Raw genomic sequence first — 15,003 nt, forward strand, 5'->3', positions numbered from 1 at the left:
ACGGTATGACTGACTTAAATAAAACAGATAGTGCACAGAAAAAGCCTCTGGACAATTGGTTGCTGGTACTTTTGAGTGGATGCCGTCTAGCGGGAGGTTATGCTACAGCTGAGCAAGCAACCGCAGGGTTACCGCTCGTCGAAGGTGTTCTGACTCCTCTGCTGGTTGACAGAGCAGCGGAACAAATCGGAGTGCAATTACAACCGGTTAATTGGCAGCATTGTGAAAACGAAGACTTTCCCCTTATTGCCACAGATCTTGAAGGGCAGCCGTTGCTACTGGTATCACGGCGAGAGCAGCAAATTGACATCCAATATCCGTCCGGAAAGTGCAGAGTTATCGCCAGAGATTCTGGCGATCTGAACCCCTTAGCGCAGCGTGTGATAGTGATAGCAAAAGCTGACAAACGCAGCACTGAGCATATTTCAAGTCCACCGGAACATTGGCTTAAAGCGGCCATTAACAAAGCTCGGCCTTGGTATCGTGATTTGCTCATTGCATCCTTGGTGGTCAATATTTTAGCCCTTGTTGGCCCTTTGTTTGTGATGAATGTTTACGACAGAGTGGTGCCGAATCAGGCATTTCATACATTGTGGGTGCTTGCATCGGGCGCGGTCATTGCCATTGTCTTTGATTGGTTGTTGCGTCAGGCCAGAACGCGACTCACGGATGTTGCGGGTCGCCAGATTGACGTAAGTTTAAGCGCAGCATTGTTTTCTAAAGTCATGGGGATGAGACTTGAAAGTCGCCCGCAATCTGCAGGAGCGTTTGCGCGTCAGCTTCAAGAATTTGATAGCGTTAGAGAGTTTTTAACCTCTGCCACCTTAGTGACTGCGGTTGATTTGCCATTTACCCTATTGTTTTTGTTGCTGATGAGTTGGCTGGGTGGCCCTATGGTATTTATACCGATTGCTGCGATGGTCATTTTGGTGGTGTTATCCGCACTATTGCAGCCGGCAATTCGGAGTCACCTAGAACAAACCGGTCAGTTGTCTACCCAACGTCAAACTCACCTTGTGGAATCTTTGAATCAACTGACAGAAGTAAAACAGTCCAATGCTGAGGGGCTCATGCAAAAACGTTGGGAGCAGACGGTGAGTGCGTTGGCAGATTGGAATGGGCAAGCGCGCTTGCGGACTAATTTAATCACCCATTGCATCACCAATAGCCAGCAGCTTGTGACCATTGCCTTAGTTCTCGCAGGTGTATATCGAATTAGTGAAGGCTTACTTAGTATGGGGGGCCTGATTGCCATAGTGATGCTCAGCGGGCGGGCATCCTCAGCGATTAATCAATTTGCGATGCTGTTGCTGCGTTATCAACAGACGCGGCAAGCCATTGAGTCGCTTAATACCATTATGGCGCTTCCACAAGAGCGTTCTGCTGCACAAACGGTGAACGCAAAAAGTTTTTCAGGGGCGATAGAATTTAGTCATGTCGACTTTAGTTATCCCAACCATAAATTACCAGCATTAACAGGTGTTTCGTTCTGTATAGCGGCTGGCGAGCGAGTTGGAATAGTTGGGAATGCAGGCGCGGGAAAGTCGAGTTTAATGGCTTTGCTGGCAGGGCAATACCAAGCATCATCGGGGCAAATTCGATTTGATGATATTGATCATTCACTGTGGCCGCCATCACTACTTCGTAAGTACACAGGTTACGTACAACAGCAACCGCTACTGATGTTTGGATCCGTATTCGACAACATCGTCATGGGTAACCCTAAATATGATGAAACGGCTTTAGCAACGGTTATTCGTCAGTCCGGTGTCGAATTGTTTTTAGACCGCCTAGAAGCGGGCCTAGAAAGCCAAGTCGGAGAAATGGGGCGGTGCCTTTCTGGAGGCCAGAGGCAGGCGATTATGTTAGCTCGGGTTTTACTGCGCCAACCCCATTTACTTCTATTGGATGAGCCTACCAGTGCGATGGACAATGTATCGGAGCAGCGAGTGAAAGCGGCTTTGTTGGCAATGTCATCGAAAACCACCATGGTGATTGCATCACACAAACCATCTTTATTGGCGCTATGTAGCCGCATTTTAGTCTTAGACAAAGGGCAAATTATTTCCGAGACAACACCGGACAAGCTATTTGCCAATGACCGTCAGCGGATGAAATCAGTGTCAGTGAAGCGTCGAGGTGGCTCATGAATCATCCCGGCTACTGGCAACAGCTGCAGCAGGCTTACCAGGCGCGAGCGATCGTGTGGTTAGTAGCTGCATTACTTATTGCAGCCGTGATCTGGGCGGCTCTATCAACACTGGACGAAGTTGTGGTGGGAGAAGGCAAGGTTGTGCCATCTCAATCAGTGCAAAAAATTCAGAGTTTTGAGGGTGGTATTGTCAAAGTCATTTATGTGACCGAAGGCCAGCGAGTGAAAGTAGGAGAGCTATTAGCTGGGCTTGATGACACCCGATTTCGCTCGGCGTTTCAAGAAGCAAAAGCCCAGCGAAGTGCCTTGTTTGCATTAAAAACACGCTTAAAAGCAGAGCTTTCTTCGGTTCAAGTTGACGAAAATGAGCAAGATTGGCATCAAGCGATTTTGGTCGATCCAGTAGAAATTGTATGGCAAGACGACAATTCGGGTAGCCGACAGTCTATGGCCCATTACTCGGAGCGTATTGATCAACTTGAATCACAACTCAAACTTGCGGCACAGCAAATCTTTCAATTTGAACGGGCTGTCGAAAGCTATAAAAGTACGTTTGACACGCTAACCTTGAGTCAAAAATTGGCGGAAAAAGAGCTGAGACTCACCCGAGAAAGCGCCCAATTAGGCGCGGTTGCTGAAGTGGAAGTGATTCAATTGGAACGTGAGAGTGTTCAGCTTCGAGGAGATATTGTGAATGCTCAGCTGAGTGAGCAACGTGCTGTTGCAGAACGCAACGAAGCAATTGCTCACCGATTCGGTTTAGCCATTGAGTTTAGAGCACGCGCACAAGCTCGACTCGACGAGCTTGAAGGAGAAATGGCGCAACTTGACGAAAGTATGACGGCTTTGGCCGACAGGCTAAAGCGGACTCAAGTTGTGTCACCGGTGGAAGGCGTAGTGAAAGATATTGCCATACGTTCGGTGGGAGGAGTCGTGTCGCCGGGTGAAGCCATGATGGAAATTGTCCCACTCGGTGACAACTTGATTGTGGAAACGAGAATTGCGCCCAAAGATATTGCTTTTGTGCGGCAGGGGTTAGGGGCAATGGTGAAATTCACAGCGTTTGACTATGTTGTGTACGGTGGGCTTAAAGGTCAAGTTGTACATGTCAGCGCTGACGCCCTTCAAGATGAAGATGGCACCACATACTATCGTGCGCATATATTGACCCATACAAATGAAATTCAACATCAACCCATCATTCCGGGAATGCAAGCTAGTGTCGACATCATGACCGGCCAAAAAACTGTTTTAAGTTATTTAATGAAGCCTATTCTAAGGGCCAAAGCGACAGCTTTACGTGAGCCGTAGTAAGGATTAAATGGATGAAATTCAACATACTTTATCGTGCCATGGGAGCAGCGTTGCTCTGTGGTTTTTTTGCATTGAATGTACATGGCATGACTCTCGAAGAATCGGTTGCACAAGCCATTGATCAAAACCCACGAGTGTCGGGTCAGTATGCTCGGTACGTGTCGGTGCTGAAAGACAAGCGGGCTGCCTTTGCTGACTACTTACCCCAAGTGCAACTGTATGCCGGGATAGGGTATTCGGATATCGACTACAAACAAAATAACAAAATTGAATCGGAAACAAACCCCCAGCAGCTTGGGGTGCGTTTATCGCAAATGTTATTTGACGGATTTAGAACGCCAGCCGAAGTATCTCGCTTGGGTTATGAAGCCGAAGCAGCGCGTTTGCAACTGATTTCAGAAGCTGAAAATGTTGCACTTGAAGTGGCGCAATCGTACCTCAATGTGCTTAAGGCTGCAGCGCAAGTAGAGCTGTCGGAACGCAATGTTATTGACCATCAAAGCATATTTGAAGACATTCAAACTCGTCATCAAAAGGGTCTAAGTAGCGATTCAGATTTAGCGCAAGTGGCCTCGCGGGTTGCAACCTCTCGCAGTGCATTAGCTGCTGCTCGAAATAATCTATACGACATGCAAGCTGTTTATTTTCACTTGGTCGGCACTAATCCTGAAGCCCTCACAATTCCAAAAGCCGATGCCAACATCGTGCCTGATAATTTGGAGCTTGCATTACAAAAGGCGATATCAGCACATCCTGAGATTCGTTCTGCTATTTCTGATACGCAAGCCGCTAACGAGCAATATAACCGAGACAAAAGTGGATACTGGCCAACTTTATCAATTGATGTAGAAGCTTATGACAATGATGATATGGGGGGAATCGAAGGGCCAGATGACGATGCCCGTGTGATGCTGAATTTAAAATATGATTTGTACAGTGGCGGGCGCACAACAGCACAGGCCGAGTCTGCTTTGTGGCGCAAGGAGGCTGCACTGGCGGTAAGGATGAGAACTGAGAGGCAAGTTGTCGAAGGCACAAAATTTGCCTGGAATGCCAGTGAATTTCTGCAGCAGCAAATCGATTTTTACCAACAAAATGTTGAAATGGCAGTGAAGGCAGAGCAAGGCTACAACGAACAGTTTAAGCTCGGCCGCCGTTCATTGTTAGATGTATTGGATGCCAAAGTTGAGGTGTTTATTGCGCGCCGTAGTTATCTGAATAGCTATTATGATCACAAAGCAGCGCAGTATCGCTTGCTGAACGCTGTAGGCGAGCTATTGACGTCCATGCGGGTCGATACTCCAAGCCAGTGGCAAGCCAATGCGGAGGTGGCGCAATGATACACTCCTTGTCTTATATTTTCGCTGGATTAGCCCTATCCATGTTTTTGTCAGGTTGTGTACAACACCCTGAACTACCTATTGAACGCGAACAGGTCAATGACCTCTCCGATGCGGACAGGGATGGCGTTATTACCGTACGCGATCAATGCCCGCAAACCCCCGAACATGCGTTAACCAATAATGAGGGGTGTTCAATGTCGTTTGATGAAGCGATAGGGCATGCAACTAACTTTCACTTCGCTTACGATTCGAGCCAACTTTCCAAAGTTGAGTTTTACAAAGTTGAGCAATTGGTTGAAATACTCAATCAACACCCACACGTTCAGTTGATGTTAATGGGTGATACATCCCCTGAGGGTTCTCTGCAATACAACCAGAAACTGGCCGAACGTAGAGTCGCATCAGTTGAACGAGCGATGGAGCAACAAGGTATTTCTGCCAGTCGTTTTGTTCGTTACGACTTTAGCAGCAAACAAGTCGCTCATATCAAAGATCTGCGTCAACGTCGCACCCTTGCTTTAATAGCTTACAACAATCAGCCATATGTAATGGCTTGGTGGATCTACAACGGCGAATAGACTCAATGAAGCACCATATGCAAAATTGCATATGGATCACAAATGAAATGAAAGCGCTTTCATTTTTTCATCTCATGGCTTATTCTTCAGCTTCATTCATCGTCAATCTGCATTGTTTGCAGAGCTAAAATATCTTTTTCGGATTGGAATTTTCTTATGAGTCAGCCACATAACATTGAAATTTGGCCAGAGATGTCGTCTCCAGTCGACGACGCTGTTGAATCACGTATTCTCGAAATCATGAGCACGATGACGTTGGAGCAAAAGATTGCCCAAATGATTCAGCCTGAAATTCGCTATGTGAGTACTGAGCAGATGAAGCATTACGGCTTTGGCTCATACTTAAATGGCGGTGGGTCGTTCCCATACAATGAAAAGTTAGCAACGCCTCAGCGCTGGATCGATTTGGCAGAAAGCTATTTCGTTGCATCTAAAGAAAGCGAGTCAGGCATTGCAACTATGTGGGGCACTGATGCAGTTCATGGGCATAACAACGTGATTGGCGCGACGTTATTTCCTCATAACATTGGTTTAGGTGCTGCTGGAAATTCTGAGCTAGTCCGTAAAATTGGCGAAGCAACGGCGCGAGAAGTGCTAGCAACCGGCATTGAGTGGGCGTTTGCGCCAACAGTTGCTGTCGTTCGTGACAATCGTTGGGGTCGCACTTATGAAGGTTATTCTGAAAGCCCAGAGATTGTTCATGAATACGCGTCAGCCATGGTGGAAGGCTTACAAGGTAAGCTGGGCGAAAACTTTTTTGGTGATGAACAATTAATCGCAACTGCTAAGCACTTCGTGGGTGATGGTGGTACCGACACGGGGATCGATCAGGGCGACAATTTAAGCTCAGAGCAAGTGCTATTTGATATTCATGCGCAGGGCTATGTGAGCGCCATTGAGTCGGGTGTGCAAACGATCATGGCATCGTTTAACAGCTGGCACGGTGAAAAATTACACGGTCATAAATACCTACTGACTGACGTACTCAAGGATCGTATGGGCTTTGATGGCCTTATTGTGGGTGACTGGAATGGTCACGGACAGGTTAAGGGGTGTCGCAACGACAGTTGTGCCGCAGTGATTGAAGCCGGTGTTGATATCATCATGGTACCTGAAGATTGGGAGCCGCTATATCACAACACGCTGGCCCAAGCGCAAAGTGGTGAAGTCACGATGGAACGCGTGAACGATGCCGTTGCACGTATTTTGCGAGTGAAGATCCGCACCGGTGTGCTCGACAGTTTACCGCCATCACAACGCCCTTTATCTGGAAAAGAAGAGTTAATCGGCCACCCATCTCACCGCGATATTGCTCGCCAAGCGGTGCGTGAATCATTGGTGTTGTTGAAAGATAACGGTGGACTACTGCCTATCAATCCTCAACAACACGTACTGCTTGCCGGTAGTGGTGCTGACAACATTGGCCAGCAAAGCGGCGGTTGGAGTATTACGTGGCAAGGCACAGGCAACAAAAATTCAGACTTCCCAGGGGCCACATCCATCTACCAAGGTTTCAAAGAGTCGATTGAATCCGCTGGTGGTTCGATAGAGCTTGGTGTGGACGGTTCTTATCAGCAACGTCCCGACGTAGCCGTGGTAGTTTTTGGCGAAACACCTTATGCCGAAGGTGTAGGAGACATTGAGCACTTAGAATTTCAAGCACGCACAAAAGAAGATTTGGCGTTATTAAATTCTTTAAAAGCACAAGGGATCCCTGTGGTATCTGTGTTTTTAACGGGGCGTCCACTTTGGACCAATAAAGAAATTAATGCCTCAGACGCATTTGTTGTGGCTTGGCTGCCTGGCAGCGAAGGCCAAGGTGTGGCTGATGTTTTGGTGGCCGCGAAGAATGGATTGCCTAAATATGACTTCGTCGGAAAGCTTTCTTTTTCATGGCCTATGTTCGACGATCAGCTTATTTTAAATCGCGAAGATGCTGAGTATGTGCCGTTGTTTGGATATGGTTATGGTCTGACTTACTTATCCATGGATAAGCAGGTGCCGGTTCTGACTGAAAAGAACAACATGGACTACCCTAAGCCATCGGGTGATTTAGTGATTTTTGATCGTGTCCCTGCCTCAACCATGCAAATGGTTTTATGGGACGAAAACGACCGCAATTTGGTCACCTCTAAAACACAGGCATTTAAAGAGTCTCTGACGTTCCATACGGTTGACTGGCATATCCAAGAAGATGCAATTCGATTGGTCTGGTCTGGTGAGAAAAAAGCATATTTCTCGTTTGCTGAACACCCGCGCAATCTCACAACTTTCATGTTGAATGATGCTGAACTGGTATTTGAAGCATGCTTGGGAGATATACCTAACGGTGACGTCTTGATGAAAATCATTTCACAAGACGACGGTGAATCTGCCGTGCTCACCGTGAATGAACATTTACAAGGCGCTGAACCTCATAATTGGCAAACGGTTCGGATTCCATTGAAGGACTTTGATAAAGAAGGTTATCAGTGGGTTCAAGTGATGCATAACTTTGTCATTGAAAGCGAAGCTGCGTTAGATATCAGCCTCGCTCATATTCGCATTGTGCCTAAAATAGCTTAACTTTCTTTAGTCGAGCGTTGGTCAATCATGTGATGAAGCAATTCACCATTGATCAGCGCTCGTCTAACGAGTGCGAATGATGCTAACAAAGATCGGCGCTCTAATTTTGAAGGTTCTAGTTTTAAATCCGATAGAAAGTTATTCAGAGTTTGACGTTCGAGCGTGGCTTTAAGCACCGGCTCTACCACCTGCCAAGCCTCTGTAATATAACCTCCAATGACAATTTTTTGTGGGTTCAACAAGTTAATTGTTGCTGCCAGAGCTTTTCCCATGGCTTCCGCTACTTCTTTGAGTACTCGCTGAGCAAGTTCATCACCTTTATTTGCAGCCGCACAAATATGGCTCATGGTTAAGTCATTTTTATTCAAAGCGCTGTTGTAGCCACTATCGAATAAATGGTTCACGCGTTTCACAATGGCTTGATTTGATGCAATAGTTTCAAGGCAGCCAAAGTTGCCGCAGTGACAACGTTCACCTAATGGATCAACTTGAATATGGCCTATTTCCCCTCGATTTTGATCCTGCCCCATGAGCACCGCACCATCAATAATAATACCTGCTCCAATACCGTTATGAACACGCACAACAACAACGTCTTTAGTATCGCGAGCCGAGCCAAAGTAATGTTCTGCAAGCGCCAATGCACGAATACTGTTGCCCAAATAGCATGGCACTCCAAAGGTCGACTCAAGATGTTTAACCAATTCCAGCGGTTCAGTGAGATCAATGTGTGGCAGGTAACGAATGACACCCGTTTTAGAATTGAGTAGGCCCGGACTCGTAATACCAATGGCAACTACGTCTTTCGCTTTACGTTTATGAGAGCTAAGAAATAATGAGGTTTCGTGAGTGAGTTGAGTGAGCAGAGCCTCTCCATCGGGTACCTCAGACAAACTGACGGTATGAGAAGCAAGCTCCTCCCCAGCCAAGTTACAAAGCCCCAAGTGCAAGTGTTGCCGTCCCAAACGAATCGCAACCATTTGATGTAAATCAGGGTTAGTTGACAAGTTAATTGCGCGTCGGCCACCAGTTGAAGCTTGGGCATCTACTTCTCGAATCACGCCAAGAGGCAATAATTGCCGAGTGATTTTCGTGATACTCGCCGGTGCAAGATGTGCATATTCAGCAATTTTAATACGAGACAGTGGCCCCACTTGCTCTATCAATTGGTACACAAGCCCAAGTGTTGATTGGGAGTCGTTTCCACTGATGCCTAAAATATTTTCCGTGCTCACAGTCATACCAATTCACTACTAGTTAACGGGGCAATGGCTTCACTACTGGATGGCAGCAATAGACCGTTGCGATAACGTCTTGATTCAATGGATACATTCTAACAGTACCCGCGCCCGTTGGGTCAGTGATTCTATCGCTTTTGTGAGAAGCCTCTTTGTAATTGTTTTACAGGATATGAAAGTAACTCAAAAACAATGACTTAGATATTTTGCTTGGTAAAAAATATATTTTTTGAAGCGAAATAAGTTCATTTTTAAAGCCTTTTTGAATATGTTTTGAACACTTTTTGTGAGTTTAATCCCATAAATGTCAGGTTTTGGTTTTAATGAGTAAAATAAGTGTTAAATTAAAATCATCGAAACAAGACTGAATTGTCTTGAATAGTAAATTAAGATTGGATTTTAGATGTCTCATTCATTGACTCAATTATTGATTGCTGCTGGCGTGACAAGTGCTCTTCTAGGGTGCGAATCAGAACAAGCGAATATCGATAGTGCGGCTGAGCAACTCCGATGGACTGCCGAAGTGGTGTCCAACCATCCTGCTAAAAGTGAGGCCAATTGTGTTGAGCTGGGCGCTGAATGGGGATCCTGTTATACCGCCAAATTTACCCTCCTCAATCAGGGAGAAGCAATTACCCATACCGATTGGCAACTCTATTTTCATAGCGTGAGACGAATTGTTCGCTTTGACAGTGAGGTGCTTGATATTGAGCATCTCACCGGCGATCTCTACCGTTTGACACCGAACCAAAACTGGCAAGGTATTGGTCAAGGAGAACAGCTTGAGCTGCCTTTTGTTGGCGAATTCTGGCAGCTTTTCAATTTTGACTTCATGCCTCGCGCATTCTTGGTTTCTGAAGGCACGGAGCCTCGAGTGATTGCCAACACCAAGACGAATGATGTCAGCGAGTTCACATTACCTTTGGTGCTTGAAAACGCGAGCAGATCATCAACAGATGCCAATATTCAAATGAACGCCTCGACTCGTTATGTAGCGAATGAGCGCGCAAGTTTCGAGCAGAGTGAACGAGTTCAATCCGGTATTATTCCAAAGCCAAAATCTCAGGTTTTGTTCGCCGGGGTACGTGACCTTTCTTCGGGTATTCAATGGAATATTCCCGATTTAGCACAAAGCAACATTGATGCGTTGACTCGGCGTTTGCGACAAACAGGAATTCAATTGTCTTCATCGGGCGTGAAAGTGGTTGGCGAGATTGTGCAGGATCTAACGTCACAAGAAGGCTACAAGCTGACGGTCTCTGCTGACAAAATTATGATCCAAGCTGCGTCTGAAATAGGGCTTTTTTATGGCGCCCAAAGCTTTATTTCTGCAGTAAAATCAGCCGAACCTAAGATTCAATTTATGACGGTGCAAGATGCGCCGCGATTTTCAACACGTGCCATGCATACCGACATTGCCCGCAATTTCCAATCGCTTGAAACGTTTAAAAAGCTCATCACACAAATGGCAGCCTACAAGCTCAATACGCTGCATATTGGTTTAACCAATGACGAAGGCTGGCGTATAGAAATACCTTCGTTGCCGGAGTTAACTCATGTGGGTGCAAAGCGTTGTTTTGATTTAAGCGAAGCGACTTGTTTGCTACCGCAGTTGGGCAGCGGTCCAACAAGCGATAACAGTGGCAGTGGTTATTTTTCGCAGCAGCAATACATTGAGTTGTTGGAACATGCCCACGCAAACTTTGTGAATGTGATTCCAGAAATCAACATGCCAGCTCATGCGCGAGCGGCAGTTGTATCGATGGAAGCGCGTTATCAGCAACAAATGGCGCGAGGTAACACGCAAGCAGCAATGCGATACCGCTTGTTGGATCCGGCAGATACGTCCCATGTCACTACGGTACAGTTTTACGACAAAACCAGCTTCATAAATCCATGTTTGGCATCATCAATGCAATTTGTAGGTACTGTGATGGCAGACCTAGTAGCCATGCACAAAACCGCCGGACAACCGCTTAAAACCTGGCATTACGGCGGTGATGAAGCCAAGAACATTCACTTATCCAATGGGTATCAAGATTTGGACGGCGATGGAGAGGTTGGAAAGATCGATCTCGCCAAAGAAGATACTCCGTTTGGACGTTCGCCAGCATGTCAAAAGCTTGTTGAAAAAGGCATTGTGTCAGAGGTAAGTGAGCTGCCTACATATTTTGCAATTGAAGTCAGTAAACTCGCACATCAGCAAGGCGTCACTACATTTCAGGCTTGGCAAGATGGCTTGAAATATGCAGATTCAGCCGACCAATTTGCCACCCAAAACGTACGTGTCAATCTTTGGGAAATGGTCTATGCCGGAGCGGCAGATACGTTACCAGAATGGAATGCAAAAGGGTTTGGTGTAGTGCTCACTAGTCCTGACTTTTTATATTTTGACATGCCAAATGAAGTTCACCCGAATGAGCCTGGTTATTACTGGGCCACGCGATATTCCGATGCGTTTAAAGTATTCAGCTACACCCCTTCTAATTTGGCACAAAGTGCAGAACTAAACACTGACCGAGACGGTCGGTCGTTCAGCGCAACGACTCCCGCAGGTGTTAACCAACCGGCAGGAATGTCTGGCTCTTTCTGGAGCGAGACAATTCGTACCCCTGAGTTATTTGATTACATGATCTTTCCTCGCCTTCTTGCGCTGGCCGAACGGTCCTGGCATCAGCCCGAATGGGAGCTGACGCCAGTCATCGGCCAGAATTTTTTCAAAGGCGAAACTCGGAGGACACCTTTACATGTTTTGCACGACGACTGGCAACGTTTTGCCAATCTGATTGGGCAAAAAGAACTTGCTCGCATGGATCGAGCGGGCATTGATTATCGCCTTCCTGTGCCTGGTGCTATTTGGGAATCCGGTCAAGTTCAAAGCAATGTGGCATTTCCGGGATTAGCCATAGAGAAAGCGCTACAGCTTGACGGCACAGTCGAGTTAGTGACGAAGAATTCGGATGGTACGAGGCAATCACGATTGACAGTCCTCAAGTCATTGATGACGCAATGACTTGAGACAAAGCGCGGACAGATTTTGGGTCTCGTCGCTCATAAAAATGCTGACAGAAGCTGGACAAACAGCCGTACAGCAACATTATAAATGATAGGGAGAACGCAAGTGATATTTTCAACTAAACCTCTAGCGAACTGTGTTCGAGCTGCGCTTTGCATGAGTATTGCAATGCCGGCAATGGCACAGCAAGGAAATGAAGTAGCACCGGTTGCTGATGATGTTGAAGTCATTCAAGTGACGGGGATCAGGGCGTCAGCTCGAAAAAACCTCAATGAAAAACGTTTTAGTGACTCGGTTGTTGATGCTATTTCGGCTGAAGATGTGGGCAAATTTCCAGATCGTAACGTTGCTGAATCATTGCAGCGTGTGCCGGGTGTTTCCATCACTCGGCAGTTCGGAGAAGGCGCATCGGTCTCAATTCGTGGAGCGGGCGATGATCTGACGTTGACCACATTGAATGGTCAGAACGTGGCGTCTACAGGCTGGTTTGTGCTTGAACCTGCAAAACGTAGCTTTAACTACGAGCTGTTGCCGTCTGAGCTAGTGGGGGATTTGAAAGTATATAAAAGTTCCCAGGCAGATCTTGCTGAAGGTGGCGTCGGTGGTACCGTCGAGGTGAATACTCGCAAGCCTTTAGACATGGATTCATATTCGTTTTATGGATCTATGGCAGGACTCTATCAATCAGACTCTGAAGAATGGGACCCTCAACTGTCGGCCCTTGGTAGTTGGAAAAATGACGACGAAAACTTTGGTGTGCTTATTTCTGGTGTGATGCAAGACCGTACATTGCAACGTCAAGGTAATGAAGCGTTTTGGGAGTGGGGCGCAGGCCCAGTTGCGTTTGAACAAGAGCGTTCTCGTTCGTCATTGGCTGCCGTTGTGCAATACGCCCCAACAGATAATATGACGCTGACTTTGAATGCGATCAATATGGAAATGGAAGCCAATAATACCAATTATGCAGTTTGGCTAACTCAAGCCGATACGACGTGGGCTGGAGCTCCTGGCTCTGGTGCTTGGGACGATACAACATGGATTGGCGGCACAGGCTTAGCTAATTGTGATAACGGTGCTCCATGTGCAGGTTCTGGAACACAAATCTCAGGCCCTCTAAACGTTGCGTATTATCAAGCTCGCCCTCGTGAAGCAACCATGGAATCAACCGTGATTGATTTGGAAATGGAATACCAAGGCGACAACTTTAACGCATGGGTTCAAATTGGTGATTCATCGTCAGACGGCGGAACTGATTTTGAAATGGTGGTTGAAGATGGCACCGGTGGTACGCCAATTCCAGGTGGCACTTATGATTTTACCAGCGGCGAGCAAAAGTGGGATTTGAATGGCTTTGATTTAGAAAATTATGTGCCAAGCACTGTGGTGATGGGCACGGGTTCCAATTTCAATGCCACTCCCAAAACAGATGATGAGCAATATGCGCAGGCTGATATTGAATTCCCTGTGGATTATGGCGCTATTGCAGCCATTAAGTTTGGTACTAAGTATTCAATGCACGAAACCACAAGTCGTCGCTACGAATTCCAGCAAGACGCGAGCTTCGACCCGACCATTTCAACGGCAGGAATTTTGAGCGGTAAGCTCGATGTTGGCACCGACAACTACGCCATGACTAAAATTGATGACGGAGCGCTCAAGCGTTTTGCCAAAGACAGCATTACCGGTAAAACAGAAGATCTAGGTTCTTACAGTAAGATTGAGGAAGACAGTTTTGCGCTGTACGCAATGGCGAGTTACTCCATGGATAGTCTGCGCGGTAATTTTGGTGTTCGATATGTGACCACTGACGCCACATCGACCTATTATCTGGAAGGGGTGCGAACAAGTACTGACTCAGATTATAGTGAAGTGCTTCCAAGTTTTAATGCCGCGTTTGATTTAGCCGATGATTTAATTCTTCGTTTCTCGGCGGCTAGAACTATGGCGCGCCCACAATATATTGATATGTATGTGAACCCAGATGTGCTGGGTGCAAACGATAACTTGCCTGATAATCAATTTTGGGTGGTTGGGAATATTGGCTTAGACCCATTTATTGCGAATCAATTCGACTTGGGCATTGAGTGGTACTTCACCGATGACTCACTCATGTCGGCCACATGGTTCCGCAAAGATGTCTCTAATTTTGTGACCATCAATGAATATCACGCAGATTCTGCGGACATTCCATTTGGTGGAACTTTAACGCCGGAGGAAGAAGCGGCAGGTTGGACTGTTCAAGAGAAGCAAAACGGTCAGTCGGCTGAAATTGAAGGCTTAGAACTTCAATACCAGCAAGATTTTGGCAATGGCTTAGGTGCCATTGTGAACTACACCTATACCGATACCACCACTGACTCCGACACATTTACAGATGCGAATCCGTATTTAAGTAACAGCTCTAAAAATACTTACAACGTCACCGGGTTCTACGAAAACGAACTGATTGAAGTACGTATGTCCTACAACTGGCGTGACGAGTACATGTTGCGCGAACCGGGTGCTTACGGCAACCGCTTGCATGATGACTATGGATCGCTTGATTTGTCGGCACGTTGGCATGTCACAGACTATCTGGATATCAGCATTGATGCAGTCAACTTGTTGGAAGAAGAATCGAAACAATACGGGAATAACCAAGAACACACTGACTTTAGTGGTTTCACCGAAGGTTTCCCAACTTTCCAATACCAACAAGCGCGCATGATTACCGTGGGTGCATCAGTAAACTTTTAAGCCTGATTTAGGTTGAAGTGTGTGAAGTTAAAGGGGGGGCGAAAGTCCCCTTTTTTGCATC

General features: G+C 46.5%; 8 protein-coding genes. 7 read left to right on the forward strand and 1 reads right to left on the reverse strand.

What is annotated here, in order from left to right; translation table 11 throughout:
* Positions 1–5: 5 nt before the first annotated feature.
* From NAF29_RS04980 to NAF29_RS05000, 5 genes are all read left to right on the forward strand, one after another.
* On the forward strand, positions 6–2,150 hold the full coding sequence (locus NAF29_RS04980) for a type I secretion system permease/ATPase (RefSeq protein ID WP_251260399.1): 2,145 nt from the start codon (positions 6–8) through the stop codon (positions 2,148–2,150).
* Complete coding sequence (locus tag NAF29_RS04985) at positions 2,147–3,463, forward strand: HlyD family type I secretion periplasmic adaptor subunit (protein WP_251260400.1); 1,317 nt, start codon at positions 2,147–2,149, stop codon at positions 3,461–3,463. Before NAF29_RS04980 ends, NAF29_RS04985 begins: the two co-directional genes overlap by 4 nt.
* Before the next feature lie 14 nt (positions 3,464–3,477).
* A complete protein-coding gene (locus NAF29_RS04990; RefSeq protein WP_251260401.1) occupies positions 3,478–4,806 on the forward strand; it encodes a TolC family outer membrane protein in 1,329 nt (442 codons plus the stop codon).
* Entirely contained in the window at positions 4,803–5,387 is a 585-nt protein-coding gene (locus NAF29_RS04995; protein ID WP_251260402.1) for an OmpA family protein, read from the forward strand. Before NAF29_RS04990 ends, NAF29_RS04995 begins: the two co-directional genes overlap by 4 nt.
* 156 nt (positions 5,388–5,543) lie before the next feature.
* Positions 5,544–7,952, forward strand: coding sequence for a glycoside hydrolase family 3 protein (locus tag NAF29_RS05000; protein ID WP_251260403.1), 2,409 nt, complete (start codon positions 5,544–5,546; stop codon positions 7,950–7,952).
* Here NAF29_RS05000 and NAF29_RS05005 read toward each other — a convergent pair.
* Positions 7,949–9,193, reverse strand: coding sequence for an ROK family protein (locus NAF29_RS05005; RefSeq protein ID WP_251260404.1), 1,245 nt, complete (start codon positions 9,191–9,193; stop codon positions 7,949–7,951). The two genes, NAF29_RS05000 and NAF29_RS05005, sit on opposite strands and share 4 nt — an antisense overlap.
* Positions 9,194–9,593: 400 nt before the next feature.
* Here NAF29_RS05005 and NAF29_RS05010 point away from each other — a divergent pair, with 400 nt between their 5' ends.
* A complete protein-coding gene (locus tag NAF29_RS05010) occupies positions 9,594–12,203 on the forward strand; it encodes a family 20 glycosylhydrolase (RefSeq protein ID WP_251260405.1) in 2,610 nt (869 codons plus the stop codon).
* Positions 12,204–12,311: 108 nt separating this feature from the next.
* Positions 12,312–14,942, forward strand: a complete 2,631-nt coding sequence (locus NAF29_RS05015) for a TonB-dependent receptor (protein WP_251260406.1) — start codon at positions 12,312–12,314, stop codon at positions 14,940–14,942.
* The last annotated feature ends 61 nt before the right edge of the window (positions 14,943–15,003 follow it).

This window comes from Echinimonas agarilytica (genome assembly GCF_023703465.1).
GTDB classification, from domain to species: Bacteria; Pseudomonadota; Gammaproteobacteria; order Enterobacterales; family Neiellaceae; genus Echinimonas; species Echinimonas agarilytica.